Annotated in this window: 21 protein-coding genes and 3 pseudogenes; 14 read left to right on the forward strand and 10 right to left on the reverse strand. The window is 68.2% G+C overall.

Going from position 1 to position 24,081, the window contains the following annotated elements; genetic code table 11:
* Window positions 1-149 precede the first annotated feature (149 nt).
* The 4 genes from AB0I21_RS20585 to AB0I21_RS20600 all read left to right on the forward strand — a co-directional run bounded on the left by AB0I21_RS20585 (window position 150) and on the right by AB0I21_RS20600 (window position 3,950).
* Window positions 150-683, forward strand: a complete 534-nt coding sequence (locus AB0I21_RS20585; RefSeq protein WP_360563219.1) for a hypothetical protein — start codon at window positions 150-152, stop codon at window positions 681-683.
* Between the two features lie 89 nt (window positions 684-772).
* A complete protein-coding gene (locus tag AB0I21_RS20590; protein WP_360563220.1) occupies window positions 773-1,726 on the forward strand; it encodes a hypothetical protein in 954 nt (317 codons plus the stop codon).
* Entirely contained in the window at window positions 1,723-3,054 is a 1,332-nt protein-coding gene (locus AB0I21_RS20595; RefSeq protein ID WP_360563222.1) for a hypothetical protein, read from the forward strand. Before AB0I21_RS20590 ends, AB0I21_RS20595 begins: the two co-directional genes overlap by 4 nt.
* An 8-nt stretch (window positions 3,055-3,062) precedes the next feature.
* Window positions 3,063-3,950, forward strand: a complete 888-nt coding sequence (locus AB0I21_RS20600) for a hypothetical protein (protein WP_360563224.1) — start codon at window positions 3,063-3,065, stop codon at window positions 3,948-3,950.
* 268 nt (window positions 3,951-4,218) lie between these two features.
* On the opposite strand, the gene AB0I21_RS20605 is transcribed toward AB0I21_RS20600, so the two are convergent.
* Window positions 4,219-4,728 carry a hypothetical protein gene (locus AB0I21_RS20605; protein WP_360563226.1) on the reverse strand — a complete coding sequence of 170 codons (510 nt, stop codon included), beginning with the start codon at window positions 4,726-4,728 and terminating at the stop codon, window positions 4,219-4,221.
* A gap of 346 nt (window positions 4,729-5,074) precedes the next feature.
* Between AB0I21_RS20605 and AB0I21_RS20610 the strand changes: the two are divergent.
* A pseudogene (locus AB0I21_RS20610) lies at window positions 5,075-5,392 on the forward strand (transposase); the annotation flags it as partial.
* Between the two features lie 23 nt (window positions 5,393-5,415).
* On the opposite strand, the pseudogene AB0I21_RS20615 reads toward AB0I21_RS20610, so the two are convergent.
* A pseudogene (locus AB0I21_RS20615) lies at window positions 5,416-5,748 on the reverse strand (transposase); the annotation flags it as partial.
* Window positions 5,749-5,841: 93 nt separating this feature from the next.
* On the opposite strand from AB0I21_RS20615, the gene AB0I21_RS20620 reads away from it, so the two are divergent.
* Window positions 5,842-6,453 carry a hypothetical protein gene (locus tag AB0I21_RS20620; RefSeq protein WP_360563228.1) on the forward strand — a complete coding sequence of 204 codons (612 nt, stop codon included), beginning with the start codon at window positions 5,842-5,844 and terminating at the stop codon, window positions 6,451-6,453.
* A gap of 300 nt (window positions 6,454-6,753) precedes the next feature.
* Window positions 6,754-7,071: pseudogene (locus tag AB0I21_RS20625) on the forward strand (ISL3 family transposase); the annotation flags it as partial.
* Between the two features lie 154 nt (window positions 7,072-7,225).
* Here AB0I21_RS20625 and AB0I21_RS20630 read toward each other — a convergent pair.
* Complete coding sequence (locus AB0I21_RS20630) at window positions 7,226-7,369, reverse strand: hypothetical protein (RefSeq protein WP_360563230.1); 144 nt, start codon at window positions 7,367-7,369, stop codon at window positions 7,226-7,228.
* 310 nt (window positions 7,370-7,679) lie between these two features.
* On the opposite strand from AB0I21_RS20630, the gene mgtA reads away from it, so the two are divergent.
* Window positions 7,680-10,367, forward strand: a complete 2,688-nt coding sequence (mgtA, locus tag AB0I21_RS20635) for a magnesium-translocating P-type ATPase (RefSeq protein WP_360563231.1) — start codon at window positions 7,680-7,682, stop codon at window positions 10,365-10,367.
* A 614-nt stretch (window positions 10,368-10,981) separates the two neighbouring features.
* Window positions 10,982-11,443, forward strand: a complete 462-nt coding sequence (locus AB0I21_RS20640) for an SRPBCC family protein (protein WP_360563233.1) — start codon at window positions 10,982-10,984, stop codon at window positions 11,441-11,443.
* 251 nt (window positions 11,444-11,694) lie between these two features.
* On the opposite strand, the gene AB0I21_RS20645 is transcribed toward AB0I21_RS20640, so the two are convergent.
* Complete coding sequence (locus AB0I21_RS20645; RefSeq protein WP_360563235.1) at window positions 11,695-12,063, reverse strand: VOC family protein; 369 nt, start codon at window positions 12,061-12,063, stop codon at window positions 11,695-11,697.
* Between the two features lie 299 nt (window positions 12,064-12,362).
* Here AB0I21_RS20645 and AB0I21_RS20650 point away from each other — a divergent pair, with 299 nt between their 5' ends.
* A complete protein-coding gene (locus AB0I21_RS20650; RefSeq protein WP_360563237.1) occupies window positions 12,363-12,623 on the forward strand; it encodes a hypothetical protein in 261 nt (86 codons plus the stop codon).
* Between the two features lie 207 nt (window positions 12,624-12,830).
* On the opposite strand, the gene AB0I21_RS20655 is transcribed toward AB0I21_RS20650, so the two are convergent.
* Both AB0I21_RS20655 and AB0I21_RS20660 read right to left on the reverse strand, forming a co-directional pair.
* Entirely contained in the window at window positions 12,831-13,148 is a 318-nt protein-coding gene (locus AB0I21_RS20655; protein WP_360563239.1) for a hypothetical protein, read from the reverse strand.
* Between the two features lie 105 nt (window positions 13,149-13,253).
* Entirely contained in the window at window positions 13,254-13,826 is a 573-nt protein-coding gene (locus tag AB0I21_RS20660; protein ID WP_360563241.1) for an AAA family ATPase, read from the reverse strand.
* A 460-nt stretch (window positions 13,827-14,286) separates the two neighbouring features.
* On the opposite strand from AB0I21_RS20660, the gene AB0I21_RS20665 reads away from it, so the two are divergent.
* Window positions 14,287-15,168 carry a type II CAAX endopeptidase family protein gene (locus tag AB0I21_RS20665; RefSeq protein WP_360563243.1) on the forward strand — a complete coding sequence of 294 codons (882 nt, stop codon included), beginning with the start codon at window positions 14,287-14,289 and terminating at the stop codon, window positions 15,166-15,168.
* A gap of 198 nt (window positions 15,169-15,366) precedes the next feature.
* Here AB0I21_RS20665 and AB0I21_RS20670 read toward each other — a convergent pair whose 3' ends face one another.
* On the reverse strand, window positions 15,367-15,858 hold the full coding sequence (locus AB0I21_RS20670; protein ID WP_360563244.1) for a GNAT family N-acetyltransferase: 492 nt from the start codon (window positions 15,856-15,858) through the stop codon (window positions 15,367-15,369).
* Window positions 15,859-16,053: 195 nt separating this feature from the next.
* Between AB0I21_RS20670 and AB0I21_RS20675 the strand changes: the two genes are divergently transcribed.
* On the forward strand, window positions 16,054-16,371 hold the full coding sequence (locus AB0I21_RS20675) for a hypothetical protein (protein ID WP_360563246.1): 318 nt from the start codon (window positions 16,054-16,056) through the stop codon (window positions 16,369-16,371).
* A gap of 173 nt (window positions 16,372-16,544) precedes the next feature.
* Here AB0I21_RS20675 and AB0I21_RS20680 read toward each other — a convergent pair whose 3' ends face one another.
* Both AB0I21_RS20680 and AB0I21_RS20685 read right to left on the reverse strand, forming a co-directional pair.
* Complete coding sequence (locus AB0I21_RS20680; RefSeq protein WP_360563248.1) at window positions 16,545-17,960, reverse strand: hypothetical protein; 1,416 nt, start codon at window positions 17,958-17,960, stop codon at window positions 16,545-16,547.
* Window positions 17,961-18,070: 110 nt separating this feature from the next.
* Entirely contained in the window at window positions 18,071-18,724 is a 654-nt protein-coding gene (locus AB0I21_RS20685) for a response regulator transcription factor (protein WP_360563249.1), read from the reverse strand.
* Window positions 18,725-18,800: 76 nt separating this feature from the next.
* Here AB0I21_RS20685 and AB0I21_RS20690 point away from each other — a divergent pair, with 76 nt between their 5' ends.
* Complete coding sequence (locus AB0I21_RS20690) at window positions 18,801-20,939, forward strand: histidine kinase (protein ID WP_360563251.1); 2,139 nt, start codon at window positions 18,801-18,803, stop codon at window positions 20,937-20,939.
* A 694-nt stretch (window positions 20,940-21,633) separates the two neighbouring features.
* Here AB0I21_RS20690 and AB0I21_RS20695 read toward each other — a convergent pair.
* Entirely contained in the window at window positions 21,634-22,374 is a 741-nt protein-coding gene (locus tag AB0I21_RS20695; RefSeq protein ID WP_360563253.1) for a hypothetical protein, read from the reverse strand.
* 807 nt (window positions 22,375-23,181) lie between these two features.
* On the opposite strand from AB0I21_RS20695, the gene AB0I21_RS20700 reads away from it, so the two are divergent.
* The gene (locus AB0I21_RS20700; protein ID WP_360563259.1) at window positions 23,182-23,460 is read left to right on the forward strand and encodes an STAS domain-containing protein; all 279 of its coding nucleotides are present in this window, start codon (window positions 23,182-23,184) and stop codon (window positions 23,458-23,460) included.
* Window positions 23,461-24,081 lie beyond the last annotated feature (621 nt).

The following is a 24,081-nucleotide window of genomic DNA, read 5'->3' on the forward strand; positions in this document are numbered from 1 at the left end:
CGGCTTCGGCAAGATCACTCGCACCGGCGTTGGGATGCCGGCAGGCGATGACGTCATCCGCAGCGGATGAGGACTTGGCACGTTCATCGTCTGCATGGTTGAGCGGGTACCGAAGCTGCCGTCATGGCTGCTCGTCGTAGGAGAGCTGGATGCAGATCACGCCCGAGGCCGCTGTCCTACCGGCGGACACCAGCCAACTGCCGCAGGGCAAGTATGGGCCGGTATATCCGCGGACACCGGCGTGTTACGGGTTCACGGTCATCGCGACGGTCAAGCCGGGGCGCGCGGATGCGGTGCGCGCCTACGGGCAGACGCTGGCCAAGTCGCTGGAGGTGGATCCGCAGCTGCTCGCGCCGTTGAAGTTGCACTACCTGCGGTGGGTGCTGTTCGACAACGACACCCGGTTCATGTACCAGGGAATCTTCGACACCGACTTCGACAAGTACACCGAGGACGCCGTCGCGTTGTTCATCAAGGCCGGCGTGGCCACGGTGTTCGAGAATCTTGAGGGCTTCCCGGAGGACTGGCGCACGAATCCGGAGGCCTTCGTCAGGTTCGTGCGGGAACACCAGTGCCCGAGCTTCATGGAGTACGGCGAGTACCCGTATGTGACGGCCGACGAGATCAAACGGGCCCTGCAGGTCAAGGACGCTTTTTCCACCATGCTGGATCAGCTGCAGTAGGCCGAGGACCGTCGATGGACCAATGGAGCACCGCCCGCACGTACAACCAGCGCCACCAGCGCCGACCGGCGACACCGGGACGTCGGCGGGTGAGTATCTACGTCGCTTGGAGCTACCCGGCCGAGGCCGGTCGCGACCCGGCGGAGCTGGACAACCGGTACTCGACCATGACCGAGGTTCGCCGGGTGGCGTGGCCGGCCTACGAGGACCCGCAGTGGTCGGACCCGGGCCGGTATCTGCGGGGCATCGCTGGCTCGCTGGAACTGTTCTTCCTGGCCTGGGAGCCGTTCCAGCAGTTCGCGCTGGAGGTGACCGGCCATCCGGTGGCGGTGTATCAGCGCATCGACCAGGCGGGCGTCGCCGTGCCGCTGGACGAGCGCGTGCTGGGCGACACCGACGTGCTGCTGCTGTTCGGCCTCGATCACATGGTGACCGGCCAGGAGGCCACCGACGCCGAGATCGAAGCGTTGCGGCAGTTCCTGACCCGTCCGGAGGCCCGGCTGGTGCTCGGCCCGCACCATGACGTCGGCGCGACGGACGATCTGAAGCAGCGCGATGTCGAGTACCACCATCACGGCGATCCGCTGGTGCCCCGCCAGCAACGGTTCGGCCGGTACACCCGCTCTGTCATGGCCGGGATCGGCGTGCCGGTGGACAACCGGTGGGGACTGCGGCCCGCGGTCCGTGGCGATGGCGGCATCGCCCCGCTGTCGATCGACTCCGACCTTGATGAGCGGGGCTGGCTGGAGGGCGTCACCGGCTTCAACTTCCACCAGCACCTGCCGCACTACGCCGTGACGACGGACGAGCCCGACGTCGTGCGGGTGCTGGCCCGTCAACCCATCGACACCTCGCGGCCGCACCCGTTCGTCGAGGCCGGCAACAGTCAGTTCAACGCGCTGTTGTGGATGCCGCCCGACGCGCAGCGGGCTGCGGACGTCCTGGTCGCCGACTCGACGATCTTCAGCACGCTCTTCGGCGCCGACGACAGCCTGCGCCGGTTCTGGCGCAACCTGGTCACCGACCCGCAGCGCCGGACATGACGCGGGCTGCCACGCAGCTGGACCTGCACGACATCCAGCGCGGAGTGCTCAGCCCCCGGCCCACTCCGTACACGGCGACGTACCTGCTGTTGCGCATCGACGACCAGGCCGACGGTCGCCAATTCATGCGCCGCGCTGCCGGGGTCGTGACGTCGGCCGTCGGTGAAGCGAACCCGCTGGGCGACACGTCGGTCAGTGTCGCGGTCACCTGCCACGGGTTGCGCGCGCTCGGCGTGCCGCAGCAGTCGCTCGACACGTTCGCGTGGGAGTTCCGTCAGGGCATGGCGGCCCGCGCCGCGGCGCTCGGGGACACCGGCGACAGCGCCCCTGAACACTGGGAACCACCGCTCGGTTCGCCGGACGTGCACATAGCGCTGACCGTGGTCGCGCCGGACAGCGACCGTCTCAAGGCCGCGATCGACCGCGCCCGCCCAGCCTACGCAGCGCTGCCCGGCGTGACCGCGATCTGGCGGCAGAACTGCCACGCCACGGCCGACGAGACCGAACCGTTCGGCTACCGCGACGGGGTCAGCCACCCGGCCGTCGAGGGCAGCGGCTTCCCCGGCTCCAACCCCCTCGAAACACCCCTGCAACCGGGCGAGTTCGTCCTGGGCCACCCCGACGAGCTCGGCGGCACCCAACACGTCCAGCCGGAGGTCCTCGGCCGCAACGGCAGCTACGTCGCGTTCCGCAAGCTCCATCAGCGGGTCGCGGCGTTTCGCCGCTACCTCGCCGTACACGCCGCCACGCCCGACGAGGAGGCCCTGCTGGCCGCCAAATTCATGGGTCGCTGGCGCAGCGGTGCCCCACTCGCGCTCAGCCCGCACCACGACGACCCGGTTCTCGGCAGCGACCCGCACCGGCGCAACGCCTTCGGCTACGCCGAGGACCCCACCGGGTATGTGACGCCTGCCGGCAGCCACATCCGGCGTGCGAACCCCCGCGACGCCGACGTCGCCGGCGAACCGCGATTGCACCGGATGATTCGGCGCGGCACCGTCTACGGCCCGCCGCTGCCCGACGGCGTCCTCGACGATGACGGCGCTGACCGCGGCATCATGTTCGCCTTCGTCGGCGCGCATCTGGGCCGGCAGTTCGAGTTCGTCCAGTCCGAGTGGATCAACGACGGCGTATTCTTCGGTGCCGGCGCCGCCCGCGACCCGATTGCCGGCCGGCACCGGCCCGAGCACGATGACTACACCATCCCGCGACGACCGGTCCGGCGGCGCCTGCACGGCCTACCGCAGTTCGTCGTGACCCGCGGCGGCGAGTACGGCTTCATGCCCGGACTGCGCGCTCTGCGGTGGCTCGGCGACCTGCCCGGTTAGCCATGGACGTGCTGCTCCTGCTGCTCAACGTGGTCACGATCATTTTCATCGTCACCACCATGTTCGCCGCCGGCCTCGGCTCCACCATCACCGCGTTGACAGCCGTCGCCACCGATGTGCCGCTGCTACTGCTCACGCTGCTGGCCAACATCGGTCTCGTCCCGTTGATCGCGTGGGCGCTCGGCATCCTGTTCCACCTGAGCGCTGCGGCGTTCATCGCGCTGGTTCTCGTCGCGGCGTCACCGGGCGGACCGTTCGGCGCCAAACTCGCCATGATTCAACGCGGCGACACCACCACCGCTGCCGCCATGCAGGTCCTCCTCGCCGCTGTCGGCAGCGTCAGCTTCGCACCCGTCGCCAACATCGTCATCCGCGCGGCCGGCATCGCAGAAGGCTTCACACTCGACGTAGGCGCGCTCATCCGCACCGTGGCCCTGCTCCAGCTCGTCCCCTTCGCCATCGGTTTGCTGATTCGCCACACTCGGCCGGAACTCGCCGACCGCTGGCAGCTGCGCACCACCCCCCTGTCCAACGCCACCTTCCTCGCCGTCCTCGCCGGCATGCTCGCCGGTAACTGGCAGCAGATCGCCGCCCTGCTCGGCTCCCGCACCATCCTCGCCGCCATCGTGCTCACCGCCGCAACCTGCATCGCCGGGACCCTCCTAGCCACCGGCTCCCTTCCTCGCCGCACCACCATGGGCGGCGTCGCAGCCACCCGCAACATCGGCCCAGCGCTCACCGCCGTCGGTCTCGCCTTCCACAACGACCCGGCGATCCTCGGCGCACTCGCCGGAATCCTCGTCACCAGCATGGTCGTCACCGTTCCCGCCGCCGCAGTCCTCGGCCGCCGACGCCATCCACCAGACGCAGCCGAGCACCCAGCAAACCAGCCATAACCGCAACGGTCTGCGTCTACCGCGCAGCAGGGACTGGAAGGCAACGGTGTAGCTCTGCTCAAGGGAGTAGCACCTGATGACGATCACGACCGATGCGGCGGATACTGCCGCGGAGTCGCTCCCCCCGCGAGAAGAGTTCAGCCGGTGCAGCGTGCGCAACTGGGTTGAGGTGGGCTTCGAGGGTGGCTTGACGGACAGGTTGGCCGCCGCGGGTGTAGGCCCGGCGGCTCGCCGGGCTGGAGGTTCCCCGGGTGCGGGATGCGCTGGATCAGGCGTTGCCGTAGTGAGCGTTCGGGCCCCAGTGCGGCATGGCGGGTGCGGTGTCGCCGTCATGCGGGCCGAGCGGGTCCCACGGACCCTCTTCTTCTCGCTCGGCAAGGTCCCAGGTTTCCAGGTCGAACTTCCCGTCGTAGTCGTCGTCCTCGACGATGAGCTGCGGCCGGTTGTCCTGATCACCGTCGATCCTCACCTCGTCGATGAGCCCGTCGGCGTTGTGGTCGTAGTCCCATTTGTCGATCGCGCCGTCGCCGTTGATGTCGTATCCGACCGTGTCGATGACTCGGTCGCCGTCGGTGTCGTACTGCCAGGCGTCGTCCACGCCGTCGTGGTCGGTGTCGGCGCTGACCAGGTCCACCACTCCGTCACCGTTCCGGTCGTACTCCTGCACCGTCGGGCTGTAGTGGAACGCGTCGCTTTCGGCGTGCGTGTCATGTATGCCCGGGTCACCCGGCTGGAAGCCGCTGATCTGGAAGTCGCGGAAGTCATGGAAGTCCGTCATGGCAACCCCTCCGGAACGAATTTCTCCAGATGCTACGAACACCACTGTCGATGCCCACTCCCCAAACCGTGCCATGTCCACAGTCCGGCTCGCGGTCCCGGACAGAAGCCCGAAACGGAGTTGCGGCCCGGTGGACACCTACGCCGATGTCGTCCTTCTCGGGCCGGCTTCATGATCGTGGAACTTTTGCGGGCTCCAGGCCACCAAAAACTTCCGTGATCATGAAGCCGCCAAACGAACGCCCGACAATCCGGACATCTTGCCGCATCGGTGTCCGTCCAATACTGCAACGACAGGTTGTGACATAGACGCCTGTTGTGGTACTTGATCTGCCGTGTTGGAGGAGATGGCTGCTGGGTGGTCGGCGGGGTTCGTGGTGTTTCTGGGCCGGTTTGCTGGTCTGTTCCCCAGGGTGGAGTCGCGGCGTCAGATGCGGATCTATGTGCGGGGTCTGCTCGGTGAGGTGGAGCGTAAGAACGGGTGGACTCTCGCGGAGGCTGCTGGGGATGTTGGTCCGGAGCGGATGCAGCGGTTGCTGAACTTTTACGCGTGGGACACCGATGGGGTCCGTGACGAGGTTCGTGCGGCGGTGGTGGAGGCGATCGGGGATGCCGAGCGTGGGGTGTTGGTGGTGGGTGAGACGGGGTTTCTGAAGAAGGGCACCTAATGCCGAACTCGGCATTAGACACCCTTCTTCAAAAAGCCCGTCTCGTCCGGGATGAGCACTCCGCCCGGCTCGCCCAGTCGCTCGGTGACGAAGCCGCGTAGGTCGTCGCGGACCGCGTCGGCGTCCCACAGCGTCGTGCGCAGCAGCCGCTGCATTCGTTGCGGCCCGTCGTGTCCGGCCTGCTCCGCCAGCCACCAGCAGTTCTTGCGTTCCACTGGCGACAGCAGCCCCAGCACCAGATCCCGGGTGGTCCGACGGGGCTCCACTCGACCGAGCCGGGCGGCGACGCAATCGAGGGCCTCGTCGAGCAACACCTGCCAGCCAGCAGGTTCTACGCTATGGCGCGCGGCCACCACCGGATCGTTGGTTGTCAGCACAACATCCGATGATCAAGCAGTAGCCGTCCCGCGTCAGGTCGACCTGCCGGGTCAGCAATGGAGAGTGACATGAAGCCCGACGAGCCAGTCGACATCAATTTTCGCATCCTCGACGGCGCAGGAGGCGCCGAACTGCTGCCGGCCGGCGCCAAGGCGGATGACATTCGACAGGCACCGGAGTGGGAGGTCCGCGAAAGGTGGATGCTGGGCGCGGTGACGTTACGAGTCGGGACTCTCCTCGTAGAGGTCGAGCAGATGCCCCTGCTCGACTTCGGGCTTTCGCTGGAGTTCGCACTGCGCGACCTCGCCTTGCACGGCCGATCCGACTTGTCCTTTTCAGATCGGTCCCTGCTGATCCGTTTCACCCGCGACGCAGACCTTGTCGACGTGACTCACTGGCAGTCGACAGCCTCCCGAGAGTGGCGGGTGACAGCCACCGGCGCCGCCAGCTACGTGCAACTAGCCGCCGCCGCGGCTCGGTTTCTGCGCGCGGCGCTCGATCTTTGCACCCAGGCGTATCCCGACCTGTTGCTGAACAACGAGATCGAGCGCCTCTACCGGCACGCCGCAGTACGCGAACTCGGCGAGGCGCAGTTCATCCGGCACACGGAGATGGTGCGGCGCCGACTCCAGCAACCCCCGTCGGACCCGCCTAGCCCACCACCGACCACCACCTCATAACACGGAGGCGGCGCCGATCCCGGCCTTCGCACCGCAGACACCGCGCCAGCCCAAGGCACATCACGAAGTGTCACTGCCGTACTAGGCATCATCCCCGACGAGATCGACGGCGGCCACATGATCGCTCTCACCCTCCACCGACACCTCGCCGACCGGTTGGAAAGCTACGGCACCACAGGCTCAACACCGCTGTGACCCCGTCATGGCGTTCCCGGATGACATCGACCGCACATCGTCAAGAGCGCCGCCGAGGTCTCCTGATCTGGAAGCCCCTATGCTGCCCATGAACAAGTTCTCGACTTGTCTGACGCAACCTTCGCTTGTCCGGACCTGACAAAGTTCTACCGTCTCGACGAGCTCGGCATCGAAGTCACCGGCCAACGACTTGAATCCGGTCGCGCAGTCCTCGCTTGCCGCGTCGTCGAGCCCGATCAGTGGTGCCGCCGCTGCGGTTGCGAGGGCACGCCGCTTGACACCGTGGTCAGGCGGCTGGCGCACGAACCGGTGGGCTGGCGGCCGACGACGCTGGAGGTAGTCGTGCGCCGCTACCGGCGCACTGGCTGCAGGCACGTGTGGCGTCAGGACACCAGCCGTGCCGCCGAGCCGCGCTGGAGGGTCAAGACCGGACACGTTGTTCGGCGCGCAGGGACGACGGAGACCCGTTGTCGTCCCTGCGCGTGGCGAGGGCGTTGCGGTAGATGTGCGCATCTGATCAACCCGTTCTTTGCGCTAAGCCTGGCGCAGCGTTAGGACCCAGCGCATGGACGGCTGCTCATGACTCTTGGTCGAGCCGCAGCCCGGGTTCGCGGGCGCCGACGACCCGGCCGAGGCGGAACAGCACGCCGCGTTCGTACTGCTTGACGATTCGCACCGCCAGCGCCAGCGTGATGAGGACCAGGATGAGGACGACGGGCAATGATGAAGGTTTTCATCGGCTTGCTCCGTCCGTGTTCGCTGTCGGGGAGCAGCGTTTTTCGGCCCCGTACACACTTAACCGTCGCTCGATCTCAGCGCGGACGGCAGGGCCGAAGGTCCCCAATTCGCGCCGAATCAGGCGCATGAACCGCATAACATCTCTTTTCGGCCAGCCGGCGTCGAACGCTCACGGTTCGTTGGTCCCGGCCGGTCCGGGCGAACGGCCCTGATCCGCCGGGGGCGTGCGTGGCAGGCTGACAGTGTGACGGCACCACGGCGGGTAGGGGTACCGGGTTGAACGGTCAGCGATCGTGACGGTGACCGGCGGGATGCCGCCTGGGCTCCTCGAGTCCGGGTTGGACGCGTCCAGGGCCGCGGCACTGCCCAGCGAGCAGGTGTTGCACGACCTCGGCGTGGACCACGACGGACTGTCGGCCGGGGAGGCAGCGCGCCGGCTAGCCCGGTACGGACGCAACGCGGTCTCGACACACCAGGCTCGGCTGCTGCCGGTGCTGTGGCATCAGGTGCGCTCCCCGCTGTTGGTGCTGTTGCTGGTCGCCGCGGTGGCGTCGTACTTCGTCGGTGAGCACAGCGACGCGATCATCATCGGGGTGATCCTAGCGCTGTCCGTCGGCTTGGGACTGGTCAACGAGTACCGGGCAGAGAAGGCGGCCGAGGCGCTGCACTCGAAGATCAGCCACCGGGCGCTGACCATACGCGGCGGACATCCGGTCGCGGTGGACGTGACCACGCTGGTCCCGGGCGATGTCGTCGACCTGCAGCTGGGAGACGTGGTGCCAGCCGACATCAGGCTGCTGCAGACATCCGGGCTGGCATGCGACGAATCGGTGCTGACCGGCGAGTCACTGCCGGTCGACAAGAACCCCTTACCGGTGCCGGCCGGCACGCCGCTGGCCGAGCTGTCCGGCTGCGCGCTGATGGGCACCGTGATCCACGCCGGGAGCGGGCGCGGAGTGGTGACGGCAACGGGGTCGCGCACGCAGTTCGGTCGCATCGCGGGAGGCCTGGGCGGCCACCCGATCGAGACGCAGTTCCAGGCCGGATTGCGACGGTTCTCGATGCTGCTGGTCTACGTCGCCGCCGGTCTCACCACCTCGATCTTCGTCATCAACGTGGTGCTGCACCGGCCGATCCTCGACGCGCTACTGTTCTCCCTGGCCATCGCGGTGGGAATCACCCCGCAGCTGCTGCCCGCAGTGGTGTCGATGAGCCTGGCCGCCGGGTCCCGGCAGATGGCCCGGCGCAAGGTCCTGGTCAAACGACTGGTCTGCATCGAAGACCTCGGCGACATCGACACCCTGTTCACCGACAAGACCGGCACCCTGACCCAGGGCAGCATCAGCTTCATGCGCGCCGTCGCCACCGGCCCGGACTCACCCGACGAACTGTTGCGGTGGGGTCTGACCTGCACCGAAGCCGCCGTCGAGGACGGCCACGCGATCGGCGGCAACCCCCTCGACATGGCGCTGTGGGACTCGCCGGCCGCGCTGGGCCAGCGCGCTGCCGTGGCCGCCGACACCCGGCTATCAATCGTGCCGTTCGACCACGAACGGCGCATGGTGTCGGTCCTCGTCCGCGGCCAGCACGGCGCGCAGACGATGGTCACCAAGGGTGCGCCGGAAGCAGTACTGGCGCATTGCGTCAACGTGCCGGCCACCGCCGCGACGGCCCTGGCCGCCGAGTTCACCGCCGGCAACCGGGTCGTCGCCGTCGCCACCCGCCCCGCTCCCGGTCTCACCCAACTCACCACGGCCGACGAACACAGCCTGCGGCTGGCCGGCCTGCTGATCTTCCTGGACCCGCCCAAGCCCGACGCGGCGGCCGCGCTCGGCCGTCTCGCCGCACTCGGCATCACGGTGAAGATCGTCACCGGGGACAACCCGGCGGTGGCCGCCAAGGTCTGCCAGGACGTCGGCCTGCCCGCCGGCACGACGCTGACCGGCGCGGACATCGACAACCTCGACGACCCGCACCTCGCGGCAGCGATCACGACCACGACGGTGTTCGCCCGGGTCAGCCCCGAGCACAAGGCACGCATCGTGCGCCTCCAACGCATGACCGGGCGGGCCGTCGCATTCCTGGGCGACGGGGTCAACGACGCCCTCGCCCTGCACGCGGCGGACGTCGGCATCTCGGTCGACTCCGCCACCGACGTGGCCAAGGATGCCGCCGACGTCATCCTGCTGGAGAAGAACCTCAACGTCCTGGCCGACGGCGTCGCCGAGGGCCGGCGAATCTTCGCCAACACCATCAAGTACGTCCTGATGGGCACGTCCAGCAACTTCGGCAACATGTTCAGCGCCGCGGGCGCGTCGATGTTCCTGAAGTTCCTCCCGATGCTGCCCTCCCAGATCCTGCTCAACAACCTCCTCTACGACACCAGCCAACTCGCCATCCCCACCGACAACGTCGACGAGGAACAGCTCCGCCGCCCGTCGCACTGGGACATCCGGTTCATCCGCCGCTTCATGGTCTACTTCGGGCCGTTCAGTTCGGTGTTCGACTTCGCCACCTTCGCCGTCATGCTGTGGGTGTTCCACTCCGGACCGACCCAGTTCCGCACCGGCTGGTTCGTGGAGTCCCTCGCCACCCAGACCCTGGTCATCTTCGCCATCCGCACCCGCCAGATCCCGTTCTTCCGCAGCCACCCCAGCCTCCCGCTGACCCTCGCCACCGTCGGCGTGGTCACCGTCGGCGCGCTGCTGCCCGCCACCCCCCTCGCCAACGTGCTGGGGTTCCATCCCCTGCCTGGCGGCTTCTTCGCCGCACTCGCGATCATGGTTGTCTGCTACCTCGGCCTCATCGAAGTCGGCAAACGGCTGTTCTACGGCGTCGCACCCGCGCCGACCGGCCCGCCGGCACTGCCGGTCGGGCGCCGCCACCTGCGACGCCGCGCCGCCTACTTCAGCATCGGCCACCGCCGCGAGTTCGGACCCGATCAGGCCGCAACGACCCCTGCCCACACATCGGCGAAGTGACCGTCTTGCTGCCCGCACGACAGCGAACGCAACATCGTTCCCGGGCCGCAGCGCTTCCGCTACCCAACGTAGCTATGGCGCAGCGCGACGGCAGATCAACAGACGACCCGCTGCCCTGGGCTCATCCGGTGCGGCGCCTGCTGCCAGGTGGGTCCCAAGCTCGCCGACAACGATCAAGGGAACGGTGACGCGCGTGGGTCCGGAGGTCACGCACATCCGGGCTCAGTTCTCGGCTCTGACGCAAGAATCGTGATTGATCTTGCTGCGGCGGATTCTATACGGTGGGTCCGGTGATCGACCTTCAAGTCCGGGACGAGTCTGGGCGCGTTCTGGAGCATGCGCGAGGCCTGGAGCGGTCGACCAGGTCGTCGGGCCGTCGGCAGATCCACCCGGTCACCTGCCGCACCGAAGGCGGACGGCGCACCGATGTCAGATCGGTTTTGCTGCGGTACTGCTCGACGAACTTGCGGATGATCGCATAGCTGCCGGCGAAGCCCTGCGCGCGGATTTCGCGGTGCAACGTGCTGGCCTGAGGCAACCTTCGTTGATGCGCTGGATCAGATCCGGTGCATGGGCGGCGCAAACTTCAAGCGTCGCACCTTTAGGATCCGATCATGGCAAGGACAGACACGGCTTTCCGGGTGATCGCGGCTCCGACCGACCGTGTGTATGCGGCACTCGTCGACCCCGAAGCGCTGACGATCTGGTTGCCACCCGAGGGCATGAGTGGCCGATTCGAGCGGTTCGACGCCAGGCCAGGCGGGTCCTACCGGCTTGTGCTGACCTATGCCGACGCCTCGACCGCACCGGGCAAGACCACTGCGGACTCGGACGTCGTGGAGGCTTCCTTCGTTGACATCGTCCCTGGCGTACGGGTGGTACAGGCCGTCGACTTCGTCTCCGACGACCCGGCCCACTCCGGCGCGATGACGATGACCTGGGAGGTCACGGCGGTGGACCAGGGCACACGCGTGGAGTTCCGAGCTGACAACGTCCCGGCCGGCATCTCCGCCGACGACCACGCTGCCGGTATGACTTCCTCGCTGGCCAACCTCGCAGCGCACCTCGAGACATGACCTAGTGTCAAATGCCGCATCGTCTGCGTGATCGGAGGGCGGCTGCGGAACCGAGATAGTCGGGCGGCTGGTCGTTGTCAGCTGACCTGATCTCTCTCGACGATGTGCAACGCTCCGGGCTGCATCGGCGGGAGCGGACACCTCGTCCAGCGACGGCCGACCGGGTCGACGTCGTGGATCGGGAAGTGACCACGTGGCCATCGTGGACTCCCCCGCCGTGCACCGCGCCGGCTTCGAGTCGCGCGGCTGGGTCACGGCCAGGTGCGCGCTGTTCTGGCGAACGTCTCGGGATCGCTGTGCACCGGCACCACACAGAGCAGGTGCCCACCTGGCGAGCGCATCACGAAGGCGTCCTTCCAGCGGGTCAGCGACTCCGCACCGAGCGCCGTCAGGCGAGCTACCTCCGCCGTCAGGTTGTCGGTCTCGATGTCGACGTGGTAGCGCGGCGGTTCGTCGCCGACCGCCTGGACGACGGTAAAGAAGTCGGGGACGGCGCCGACGAGAGCGGTGAACTGCTCCTCGCTGGGAGGCGAGTAGGTCGGAGTGCCCAGCGCCGCAGACCAGAAATCCACCTCCGGGCCGACCTGCGCGACCGGCGTGTCGAAGACGACACTCGCCAATCGACTATGATGCATGCCGGCCAGACTACGCGAACTCGGGCATCGACGCGGCCCGTCCGCGGGTGTGAAGCCATCAGCGGCGCGGCAGTGCAATCTCCACGGCACACGGCAAGATCGGGTGCACTGTATTCGGCACGAGCGAGCGCCGCGCCTCCAGCACGTGGCTTCACCAAGCGTGACGTGGCGGCCGGACGCCGGCGCGCGACTCGCGGCTACGAGCGGGCGCCTCACTTGCGCTCGGTCTGGTCTGAGCCGGCCGTCCTTGATCGAGTGCCGACGATTCGGATAGCCTGGCCGACATGAGGCGAGGGGAGGATCCGTTCGAGCAGCGCCTCGTATCCTCTGCGGATGTGCTCGACGGCACGGTGGACCTCGACGATTACCCCCACCGCTATCTCCTCGTCCATGCAGACACGGGCTTCAGCGCATCCCGGCAGGCTATGCCTCGGCTGCTCGCCGCAATCGAAGTGCTCGAAGGCAAAGCGTGGGAGCTGGTCAACATCCTGGCCAAGGAGAACTTCTATGCCGTCATGCGGCGCCCTCGCCACTCGGACGGCTGACGAAGAGCACCTCGGCGGCGAGCAACGACGCGGTGCCGCGCAGCGATTCGAGCCAGTCGGCGGCATCAGCACGAGAGCACAGCGGAAACACAACGCATGCCGTCGGAACGACGTACGCAGCGTGACGATCTCCGAGTCGCCCGCCGCGCGAGACCTGCAGATCCGGACGGCTCACGTCATGATGTTCGCGTGGGCAGTCATGCGGGTCTACGGGTCGTACGCATCGCCGCCGTACAACGAAGCGGGTAAAGCGTCCCTACCCTCGTCGCGCAGAAGGAATTGCAGCAGCTCGACAACGCTGGTCGCAACAATTGGCATCTCACCGACCAGACCGTAGGTATCCCAGGACGTGGCATAGAAGCGTCCTACCCGCTCTGGTGACAAGTCGATGACCACATGCGGCTCCGTCGAGCCGCCGTGACCCCCATCCACCAGGACGTAGCAGCTGTTGGTCAGATCCTCCGGGTCGTCCCGCGCCACCTTTTCAGCGCTCTCGTGACCCAGCAGCCGCGGGCTGGCCGGCACGAAATCGTCCGGTCCACAAACCCGTCGCGGGAACCCGGCGTACCTCTCCCTCGTCAGGATCGACGTATCCGACCTCGAACTGTGAAGCAGCCGCCACGATCATGCTCAACCGGGCTCTGGGGACACCGGCTCGCGTAAGGCGTCCGCCAACAGCTCGTAGGTCTCCTGCACCGCCCCCACCGCGCTCGGCACCACCACCGTCCCTGGGCGCAAACGTACGACCTCCATCAGGTTGTCATACATGGTTGCGAGCACGACATGCCCGCCGCCCAGCTCGATGAGACGGTGGTGGTGGCGAATCCACGGGTCATCGCTTTCCTGGGCGCGGCGGTCGAACCGCGCGATCGCCGCTTCCCGGTCGTCGAGCAGGACCACCTCACGGAAGCCCGCCCCGTGCTGGTGCGCGAGCTTCTCAAGCTCGATAACCTCGTCGACCTTGGCGTGGTACTGGGGCAGGACGACATCGCGCCCGCCCTCCAGATGGGTTTTCGCCATGGCCCGGACCAGGGACCACACGACCGGCCACGTGTCGGTTTCCTCGTCTTGCCACCCGCCCACCAGGCGGTGCAGGGCATCGACGTCAAGATTCAAAGTGCCGGGATTCCGGTCTGCGTAGAGCGCCGACAGGGTGGACTTGCCGATGCCCGGCGGGCCGTTCAGATGGATGAGCCGCGCCATCCCGTCACCTCCATCGATCGCAATGCCACCAACCAGCTCTTCCAGTCGCGAGGCGGACCACATTGGGAGGCGCGTTCATCAGCTCACCAACGACGATCGTCTTATCAGGTTCATCGGGCTTTGGCAGACCGACGGTCCGGCGTGTCAGTTGTATCGGGAGATGTCAGCTTCCCCGGGACCGGACATCCACCTCATGATCGTACGAATCGTTCAGCACGATCGCGTGCCCGCTCATCGGCTACTTGAAGCCTCGCCTTCGCCGAGCCTGCTACCGGCAGTGACGAGGGCTGACCGGCCGCCGCCGAGAAACTGTGCTGCGGCCTCGCCGAACGTGACGGCGAAGCTGTCCGCTGCACACCGACGATCGTGGCGGCGCCGGTGCGCGACGGACTGGAGGGTGCCCTGGCCATCAGGGACTTCCCCAATTGCCAAACGGCTCGGCACCCTTTCTACTTGACCAATGTCGATCATCCGAGGCACGAACGGCACGGTGCGGGCGGGCTGGAAGGTGGCCGGGTTCCTCGCCCTGTGCGGGGCGTCCGTCACGTTCGCGGCCGTCCTGGTCGGCATGTTCGCCCCGCCCTGGGCGTCGCGGGATGGCCAGGCCTGGCCGGTCGTCGCGCTGGCCGCCCTGTTCATCCTCGGCAGCACGCGCCTGTGCCTGCGCCTGGAGGGCCGCCGGGCCGGTTCCTTCCGGCCCCGGTTCACCCACTTCGCCATCGGCCTTGCCGGCGGCGTCGCGCTCGTCGGCCTGCTCGCCTGGGGCCTGATGCTCGCCGGCGTCCTGTACTGGCAGCCCAACCATGGCTTCAGCGCCTCCCTGATGCTCAGCGGCACCGCGTACTTCTGCTGCGCCGTCCTGGTCGAGGAACTGGCCTTTCGCGGCTACGCCCTGCAGCGGCTGGCCGAAGGCGTCGGACCGCGCGCCGCCGTCGCCCTGCTCGCCGCCGCTTTCGGCGGCTACCACCTGCTGAGCCTGGGCACCAACCCGTCGGTGAAGACCGGCGGCGCCGACCTGCTCTGGACTGCGGCCGGCCCGGCGATCGGCGCCGTCGTCTTCGGCGTCGCGGCCCTGCGGACCGGCAGCATCGCCCTGCCCCTGGGCCTGCACCTCGGCTGGAACTGGACCCAGTGGCACTTCTTCACGTTCCCCGCCGACGACAACCCGGTCGGCCTATGGAACCCCCTGGTCATGCCATGGCACACCGAACACCCGGCCGCGTTCCGCATCGGCTACGCCGCGGCCATGACCCTCGCCCTGCTCTTCGTCCTGTTCACCACGCGCCGCTCCGGAGCCCGGCCGCTCTTCCCCGCCGGCCCCGCCGCGGTCGCCATGCCCTGATCCCAGCACCTCCCGCACATCGACAGCACCGTCCAACCTCTGCGGGCAGACGCGTACCCCGGCTGGACGGCGCGGGCGGCGCGGGCGGCGCCGACCCCAGTCACGTGGCGTGACGGACGTGGTCGAGCCCGCGCTCAACCTCCGCGACAGATGCGGATACGGCGATTCGCGAACGAAAGTTGTTGCGCAGCTCGATCCCTACTGGTTCGCCGGGTCGTACCACCCGCTACCGAGGTGCTGAGCGGTCCACCTGAACGCTGAGGCGGCGTGCGTTGCACCTTCGCGAAGGTAGAAGCGATGTGCGTCGGTCCGCGCAACGCCGGACTCCAAGAAGACGTAGTTGGCGCCGTAGTCGTGCGCCCACGCCCTTGCGGCCGTTAGCAAGCTGGTGCCGACCCCTCGGGATCGCCACCTGGGATGCACGGCGAGATCTTCGATCGAAGCCCGACGACCGAAGCGAACCGAAAGGATGTCGAGGTAGACGCTGGCTACGCCGACCAGCTGATCCTGATCCGAGCGGGCTTCGAACAGCGCCACGTCTTCATGGTCAAGGACCTGCGCGGTGCGCTCGAAGGCGCGGTCGCGATCCCAATCCGAGGGACGACTGCCGGGCGGGTCGAAGAGCCACTCCAACCCCGATACGAACTCGGCCTCGGCACCTCGCCGGAGCTGTCGGATATGGATGCTCATCGAATCATTATCCTTTGCTGCAGCTCGGGTCGAAACCATTATCACGCAAGCGATCATCGGCACGAGCGTGCATCCAAACATCGGTCTGGCAGGTCAGGCCTGCGTACGGAGCGTCACCATCGCGGCGAGTCGCCGCGCCCGCTCGGCGGCTACTTGCGTGCGCCGTCGGAGGTCCCCCATGTAACCTGCGCGACCGTGAACAACAAGCCAGCCCCGGGATCACCACTGCACGAGGTCTGGCCGACCTTCACAGCCGAGCTCATCGCAGCCCTCCACGCATACGGCCACGACCAGCTGACCGCACAGGTGGAGCGGCTGCGCATCGTCGCCCTCTGCGCGTGCGGAGACGACTTCTGTCAGAGCTTCTACACCGCTCCGAAGCCGGCAGGCGCCTACGGCCCGGGCCATCGCAACGTCTGCCTGGAGCCCTCGTGGCCCGGTTACCTCATTCTTGACGTGGTACACGACGACATCGTGCATGTCGAGGTCCTCTACCGAACGCCGTTGAACTGACCGGAAGCACGCGCTGCGCAACCTGCGCATGAGCGCGCACACCCGCGTGCTCATGAACCGCACTCGGCTCGGTACGTCGGACCGGCGTTGCAGCGGGCGGGATCGCTGCGGGAAGGTGCAGGGCTCTGATCCGGGAGCGGCTGGCAGCCCTGCACAACGGCGTCATGTTCTGCTCAGGTGATGACGGGTTCGCTGCCGGCACCGGTTACCGGCACCGGCTGGCCGGTCTGCCCGGTCAGTTCCTGCAGCCACGGGTCGTAGTCCGGGTTCGCCCGCGGGTTGAAGGTGATGCCGTCCAGCCCGGTGAACCCGGCGGCACCGGGGGCGCCGGCCACCACGACGCCGTCCGGGTCCATCAACATGTAGATCTTCGCGCCCGGGCAGTTGGGGGCGCAGCCCACGCCCTCGGCCGGCGTTTTGGGCGGTGCGTCACCGCTGCCGGTGTCGGGCGCCGGGGTACGGATCCAGTTGACCCGGTTGGCGAAGAACACCTGATCGCTCGACGTGACCGCGATGACCTCGATGTAGTCGGGGTCGGAGAACCGGCCGCCGTCCTTCTTCCGGGTGTCGACCTCCAGGGGCTTGACCTCCGTCTTTCCCCCGACGGTTCTCGTCTCCCGCTTGACCGTCGTGACCTCGGTCTCGGTCTCCTGGACGAGGATCTCGGTCGTCCGGTTCTCGACGACGTTGCCGTCCTCGTCCTTCAGCGTCTGGCTCACCGTGATCTTGGCGTCGGCGGTGCCGTTCTCGCCGACGCGGGTGTCGGACGTGAGCGTCACCTCGGCGGTCCGGCCGGTCCCGTCGGTGGACGTGAGCGTCTGCTGATCGATGACGTGCTCGCCGACCTCGAGGTGCGTCTCCGTCACCTTGTCGGTGCGGCCGCTGTCCTCCCCGCCGTAGCTGAAGGTGTACGTCCAGACCGCGCTGTTGCTGCTGTCGCCGATCTGCACGTCACCGGTGATCACGCCGTCCTGCCGCTGGTCGTTGAGGCCGTAGTCGGTGACGTCGGTCGTGTCCGCCTCCCCGTCGGAGTACAGCGCCTTGTTGTGTCGGCTGCTCCACATCAGGTCGTCCGGGGTCGTCGAGTTCCAGGGGCTCTGCGGGGTGGTCTTCTTCGTCGCTCCGACGGCCATCAGCCCGAACACGTCGTCGAAGCCATTGTCACGCAGCTGCGCGGGGATGATGCCGATCGAGCCGAGCAGCTTGCCGTCGTGGTCGTCGAGGTTGAATTCGCCCAGCCCGGTGGCGATCGCCGAGCCGTCCGGGGTGAGCGTCGGCAGCAGCACGAGCTCGGTGAGGTGCCGCTCGAACGAGGTGAGCTTGCGCTGCAGCAGCAGGTCGATCAGCAGGGCCGCGTCGGGCGTCGACTCCGGGTCGTCCAGCGCGGTGCCGGCCAGCTGCTCGTCGACGTCGGCGACGCCGTCGTGGTCGCGGTCCTTCGCGGTCTCCAGCAGGACCAGGCAGGCGCGGTTCTGGCAGACGGCATGCCGCGGCTGCGGGCCGGCGCTCGCCGCGGCGTGCCCGAGGGCGACGGGGATCGAGGCGGCGAGCAATACGGCGGCGACGGCCGGGCGCAGATGGCGGGTCATGAGCCCGACGATAGAAACCGGACCGGTCCCGGCGCCTGAGGCCGCGGTCCCGGGCCGCCCGGCCGGGGTAGGACACCAGTCCTGGGTCGGCGGACCGGGACGGTGGACGGTCAGGGACTGCCGAGGCCGGCCCGCCGGGCGTGCAGCATCGCCTCGGCTCGGCCGGTGAGGTGCAGCTTGGCGAAGATGCTGGAGACGTGGTTGCGCACCGTCTTCGGGCTGAGCTGCAGACGGGCGGCGATGGCCGCGTTGGTGGCGCCGTCAGCCAGCAGCTGCAGGATGTCCCGCTCGCGCGGGGTGAGCTCGGCGAGCGAGGTCGGCGTCCGCGGTACCGCGAAATGGTCCATGATCCGATGAGCGATCCGGGGGCCGAAGATCGCCGCCCCGCCCGCCACTGCGTGGATCGCATGGACGATCTCGGCCGGTTGGGCGTCCTTGAGCAGGTAGCCGCGGGCCCCGGCGCGCAGCGCGGCGAACACCGACTCGTCGTCGTCGAGCATCGTGAGCATCAGCAGCGCCGTCTCCGGCACGGCGACGCTGATCGCGCGGGCCGCGTCGACGCCGTTGGTCCCGGGCATGTGCAGGTCGAGCACGGCCACGTCCGGCCGGGTCCGCCGGGTCACCTCGACGGCCTCGGCGCCCGTGCCCGCCGTGCCGATGCAGGCAAGTCCCGGGTCGGTGTCCAGCAGCAGTTTCAGGCCACCGAGGAACACCGGATGGTCGTCCGCGGCGACGACCCGCAGCGGCCGATCTCTGTCGGACATACAGCACCGCCACCCGCCATCGATGATCGATGCCCCACGATGCTGGAAAGCAGCCCAGGCGTCAAGGGAGGTGCCGATGCCGCCGTGGGTTCGCCGGTGGGCCGGCGCGGTGCTGCTCCTGCTCGCGTGCATCGGGCCCGCGGCGTGGGTAGGCACCGTGCGGCTCGGCGCGCCCGCCGACGGAACCGTAGTGTACCCGAGCGCGCCGCCCTGGGGCCCGGACGGCGTCGTGATCGCCGAGGTCCACGCGGACGGGGGCGCGCTGCGCGCGGGTGATCTCGTGCTCGCGGTCGACGCCGCCGGGTCGCCCGCCGTCTACACCGTCGTCCGCGACGGACACACCATGAACCTACCTGTGTACCTCCACGACTATCCGGTCGGCGAGGCGCTGCGCGAGCATCTGGCGGCGCTGCCGTTCGCCGCCGTGGAGCTGGCCGTCGCCGCGTTCGTCATCCGCCGCCGCCCGCGCGAGCCGGCGGCTCGTGCGCTGTTCGGGATCGCGGTGTTCCAGGTGGCCGGTGGCGCCGCCTACCCGCTGTCCAGCCAGGTCATCGACGTGTTCACCGGCCGGGTCTGGCCGACGCTGGTCAGCGACACCGCCAACGCCCTGATGTGGGGCGCGATGCTGCACTTCGCCGTGGTCTTGCCCCGCCGCCGCCCGCTGCACTGGCGCTGGACGGCGCTGTGCTACGGCACACCCTTCATCCTGTACTGCACGAACGTGCTCATCCACCTCCCGCACGCGAACGCGTTGCAGCGCCTGGGTCTGCTCACGGCCGTCTCACCGCCCGCCGCGAACGTCCTCCCCCTCGCGGTCGTGGCCGCGCTCGTCATCGGCTACGCGCATAGCCGCGACCCCGGCGTCCGGCAGCGCCTGCGCTGGCAGCTGTACACATTCGGATTCGGGGTGGCCGCATACATCGGGCTCGGCCGTGTCCCGGAGTGGCTCACCGGCGCGCCGCTGCTCGGCTGGGACATGCTCACGCTGTTCTTTCTGCCCTGCCCGCTCGCGCTGGGCGCGGCCGTGCTGCGGTACCGGCTCTTCGACATCCAGGTCATCCTCAAGCGCTCGCTCGTCTACGGCCTGCTCTCGGCTGTCACCGTCCTGGCCTACGTGGGTATCGTCGCCGCCCTGCGCCCGCTGTTCGGCGCCCCCGTCCCGCTCGCCGCCGTCGCCGTCATCGCCGTCACGGTCGTGCCCACCGCCACCTACCTGCGCCGGCTGGTCGGCCGCTGGCTCTACGGCGAGCGTGACGACCCGTACGAGGTGCTCCGCCAGCTCAGCACGGTGCTGGAGTCCGCCGGCTCGCCGGAGGCAGTCCTGGAGCACGTGGTGCGTTCGCTGGCCCGCACGCTCCGCTTGGCCTACACGGCCGTCGAGATCGGCGGCATCCCGACGGTGTCCACCGGAACACCATGCGACGCCCCGAAGCAGATTCCGCTGGTATACCGCGGGGAGGACCATGGCCGCCTCCTGCTGGCGCCGGGCCCACTGCGCGAACCCTTCGGCCCCGACGACGAGCGCCTGCTCGACGGCCTGGCCCGCCAGGTCGGGGTCATCGCCCACCACCTGCAGCTCAGTGCGCGGCTGCAGCACTCTCTGGAGCGCAGCGTCACAGCGCTGGAAGAGGAGCGCCGCCGCATCCGCCGCGACATCCACGACGGCCTGGGCCCGACCCTGGCCTCGGTGACCCTGCGCCTGCGCCTGGCCCGCCAGTTCCTGCATCAGGACCCGGCCACGACCGACACCATCTTCGAAGGACTCGTCGAGACCCACGAGCACGCCCTGCGCGACCTGCGTCGGCTCGTCGAGGGCCTGCGCCCGCCGATCCTCGACCAGTTCGGCCTGGCCGCGGCCCTGCGCGAACAGGCGGCTAGGCTGGGCGGCCCGGTGACGATCACGGTCGAGGCGGCCGGCGTCGGCCCGCTGCCGGCCGCGGTCGAGGTGGCTGCATACCACGTGGTCTCCGAGGCCCTGACCAATGTGGTCCGGCACGCCTCTGCACAGCATTGCGCGGTCCGCCTGTATTGCGACGACGGTCTGCACATCGAGGTCCGCGACGACGGCAACGGCCTGCCGGCTGTCTACCGTGCAGGCGTGGGTCTGCGCTCGATCCGGGAGCGCTGCGCCGAACTCGGCGGCACCGCAGCCGTCACCACCGCCACGAGCGGCGGCACCACGGTCACCGCTCGCCTCCCGCTACCCGATCGCTGACTCTTTCCCTGCAGCCGGACGATGCGCTCGCGGTCATCGAAGACGTCGCCGCGCAGGGCAGATTGGACCCGTCCGACCAGCGGGCGGAGCGGGTCGAGGTGCTCGTAGCGTGCGGCCGGACCGAGCAGGCAATCGCCGACCTGCGGGCCGATTCGGACGCACTTACCGGGTACGCACGTGTGAGGCCGATCGGCGTGTCGCTGGATGTCAGCAGAAGCATTCGGTCATCACTGTGATTGGCCCGTGCTGGCGCAACTCCGTCGTCAGCTCCCGCAGCAGCGGTCCGATGGCGTCGTCGCGAACGGTACTCAAGCAGGCGGTCAGGTCCACACAAACCGTGATGTGCGGGTGCGGCTGCCCCCCGCCGAGTACGCCGTCTGGACCGCTGTCCGCGAACGCTCCGGACGCCGGGACTTCGGTGCGTGGGGTCCAGGCTGTGGTGAACGATCTGGTCGACGGGTCGGTCGGCGACCGCGCCATCTACAGGGCCGTTACGTCGGGCGGGAGGACCGGGTAGACGTTGCTGCGTAGGCCGCGCTCGCGCGTCGGGAACAACCGCTGCGATTCGGCCTCGGACACCCGAAACCTGTCACACCAACAGATCCCGTCGATCAAGACAAGCTGAGGAGTCAAGGTCGACAGGTACTTCAGGACGGTTCTGCGCCGGCCACCCCCGTGGCTACCGGCGGGCGCTCTACGAGTTGTACGCCTCGGGCGGCGCCTCAATCGTCTCGGCCCGCGAGGGCCGTACCGCGGGTGCGGTCGCGCCGTACTCAACGATTTTCAACTCGTACGGCACCCGGCCGGACTTCGAGACACCCGTGAACGTCGCCTTCACCCCGGCCAGCCGGCCCTGACTGTCGACCGTCGCCGTGAACGGGACCGCTGTCGCACCGGCCGGGTCGCCCTTGGCGAACAGGTCGGCGATCTGATTGGTGACGCCGCCGGCAGCCACCTTGGTCACGTCGAGCGTGCCGGTGAACGTCCTTGGCGCGTCCTGCTTGACGTTGCGTGCGGTGGTCAGAAATTTGATCCCGAACAACGGATCGGCAAGGAGCCGGAAGGTGGACCCCGACGAGAACCGCGACACAGACAGGTGCCACCAGCGACCTTGCGGATCGAACCCTTTCAGGTACACGTCGTCGCCGAGGATCACGTAATCGAGCTTGGTCGTGGTGCCGCCGCTGAGGGTGATCCCGCGGGTGGTCGTGTCGAAGCCGCCGGACAGCGTTCCCTGGTTGCCGGTGATGGTGTATTTCAGGCTCTGACCGTCCAGCTTGGCGACCGCGGCGGCCAGCTGCTCCGATGCCGCTGCGGCCGGCAGCGCGCTCGACGGCGGATCGGCGGGCGGTGTGCGGTCCGAACCGCGGTCGCAGGCGCCCGATGCCGCCGCGAGAGCGGCGATGAGCACGCCGAGCGTGATGGTCCGTTTCATGCTCACTCCTGTCTGCCCATGGCCAAGGCTTCAGGCTAGGTTCGCCGGGGCCGGCTGGCATGAGGCTGGGAACCCGGTCCGGTCCCCTTTCCGCCAGGACAGTCCGCACGACCACCCAGGACTGCGGTCCCGGCCGGTGCAGGACCCGATGAGCACCCACCCATCGTGTCCGGTCTCAAAAATCGTGTCAGCTGATCACAGCACTGAGCTGGTACTCGACATGTAGCTTGAGACGATCCCGATGATCCCGATGATCCCGACTCGGACTCGCGGCATAGCACGAAGGGCCGCGCTTCGATGTCTCAAGGATCATGTCGCTGGCGCGCACCCGTGAGCTGGACTTTGACAGGTACAGCGAGACTTCGTCGGTGAGGATTCTCGGTGATGTTGGCGGATTCGGTGCATCAACCGGCGGCGACGAACGAAATCGGCTCGGTCGGATTGCCGAAACCGGTACCGCCAGAGGCCAACCTTTGCGCGCCGCCGCGACCGTGAGTCACCAGCTCGGCCGTACTGGCGGCTCGCAGCCTGACCCCAGCCGCCACGAGTTCACGACTTCTGGAGCCATTTCGTCAGGCAACTCGGGCGCATCCGCGTCTCGGTTAGCGTAGAGCAGGCGGGGTTCGCGGGCTGCCGCAGCGGTTACCCTGTGGCAACTGGGCCAAGGGTTCCGGCGTCGTTGCAGTCGCGAGCGGTGCGCAGCGTCGAGCTCATCCAGCCGTCGCTCGACGTCACCCCGTGGCTGCAGGTCGAACTCCTTGGCCAACTATCGGAGCAGCGTAGCGCCAAGATTATTCCGTCGGTGAGCTGGACTTCACGGACGTCACCGGCTTCGAAGCTGCGGTTACGGACTGCTGGTCCAGGAAGCCGCGCATGCTGGTGCTCGACCTGACGGCCATAACATTCATCGATTCGACCGGTATCGGTGCACTGGTACAAACCTACCGTGACGCACAAGCAGCGAACCGCACAATGATCATCCGCCCGAGCCCGCCTGTGCTCCGAGTGCTCGGCGTGGCCGGCCTGCTACAAGCACTGCCGCTGGACCCGCCCGCCCCCGCCCTGCCCACGCAACAGCAACCCTGAACCCCTTCCGCGCCACGGCGTACCCGCGCTGTCGCCGTCGCGATACCTACGGCACGGCAGATACACAGGTCACGCCTGCTACCCAGCGCGCTCGGCAATCTCCGCGCCGGACTGCCGCACGACTGACCCGTCAACCGCCGCGGCGCCCACGCCACCGCCCCGCAGCGGAACCGCGCCGCTTCGAACGTTCCACTTCGGCTCACGGATGCGAACGTCCCGACCAGTAGGTCAGTGGGCTCCTCACCCGGCTCGCCGGGATCGACTCGGCGCTGCGCGTCGGCGAGCGCCTTGAACTCCGGCGGGTAATGCTTCATAGCCATGATCTTCCAGGACTCCCATCCACCCGGACCACTCAAGATCCAGGTTCTAGGTGTCCAAGGTCAGGGGCTAACTCCCGTTCTCGGTACGCTGTGGCCTTGGACTGCGGCGCCCGCCGGTCCTGTTTCCGGGCTCGGCTGTTGGCGCATCCGAGCCGATGTCGGAGGTTCGCGTGGTTCTGCAGGATCCATCGCCCAACCTCGGCATGCTGTTGCGGTACGTCCATCTGGACGGCGCGGTCTCCCGTGCAGCGTTGGCCGAGAGGATGGGCCTGAACCGCAGCACCATCATGGCGCTGACGGC

The organism is Dactylosporangium sp. NPDC050588 (assembly GCF_040654975.1).
Classification (GTDB): Bacteria; Actinomycetota; Actinomycetes; order Mycobacteriales; family Micromonosporaceae; genus Dactylosporangium; species Dactylosporangium maewongense.

Excerpts from the sequence above, each read along its gene's own strand:
- AB0I21_RS20605 (WP_360563226.1), bottom strand. The coding sequence starts at position 4,728 with ATGACGGACTTCCATGACTTCCGCGACTTCCAGATCAGCGGCTTCCAG.
- AB0I21_RS20595 (WP_360563222.1), top strand. The coding sequence starts at position 1,723 with ATGACGCGGGCTGCCACGCAGCTGGACCTGCACGACATCCAGCGCGGA.
- AB0I21_RS20680 (WP_360563248.1), bottom strand. The coding sequence starts at position 17,960 with ATGACCCGCCATCTGCGCCCGGCCGTCGCCGCCGTATTGCTCGCCGCC.
- AB0I21_RS20670 (WP_360563244.1), bottom strand. The coding sequence starts at position 15,858 with ATGAGCATCCATATCCGACAGCTCCGGCGAGGTGCCGAGGCCGAGTTC.
- AB0I21_RS20620 (WP_360563228.1), top strand. The coding sequence starts at position 5,842 with ATGAAGCCCGACGAGCCAGTCGACATCAATTTTCGCATCCTCGACGGC.
- AB0I21_RS20665 (WP_360563243.1), top strand. The coding sequence starts at position 14,287 with ATGTCGATCATCCGAGGCACGAACGGCACGGTGCGGGCGGGCTGGAAG.
- AB0I21_RS20660 (WP_360563241.1), bottom strand. The coding sequence starts at position 13,826 with ATGGCGCGGCTCATCCATCTGAACGGCCCGCCGGGCATCGGCAAGTCC.
- AB0I21_RS20695 (WP_360563253.1), bottom strand. The coding sequence starts at position 22,374 with ATGAAACGGACCATCACGCTCGGCGTGCTCATCGCCGCTCTCGCGGCG.
- AB0I21_RS20685 (WP_360563249.1), bottom strand. The coding sequence starts at position 18,724 with ATGTCCGACAGAGATCGGCCGCTGCGGGTCGTCGCCGCGGACGACCAT.
- AB0I21_RS20640 (WP_360563233.1), top strand. The coding sequence starts at position 10,982 with ATGGCAAGGACAGACACGGCTTTCCGGGTGATCGCGGCTCCGACCGAC.
- AB0I21_RS20585 (WP_360563219.1), top strand. The coding sequence starts at position 150 with ATGCAGATCACGCCCGAGGCCGCTGTCCTACCGGCGGACACCAGCCAA.
- AB0I21_RS20690 (WP_360563251.1), top strand. The coding sequence starts at position 18,801 with ATGCCGCCGTGGGTTCGCCGGTGGGCCGGCGCGGTGCTGCTCCTGCTC.
- AB0I21_RS20650 (WP_360563237.1), top strand. The coding sequence starts at position 12,363 with ATGAGGCGAGGGGAGGATCCGTTCGAGCAGCGCCTCGTATCCTCTGCG.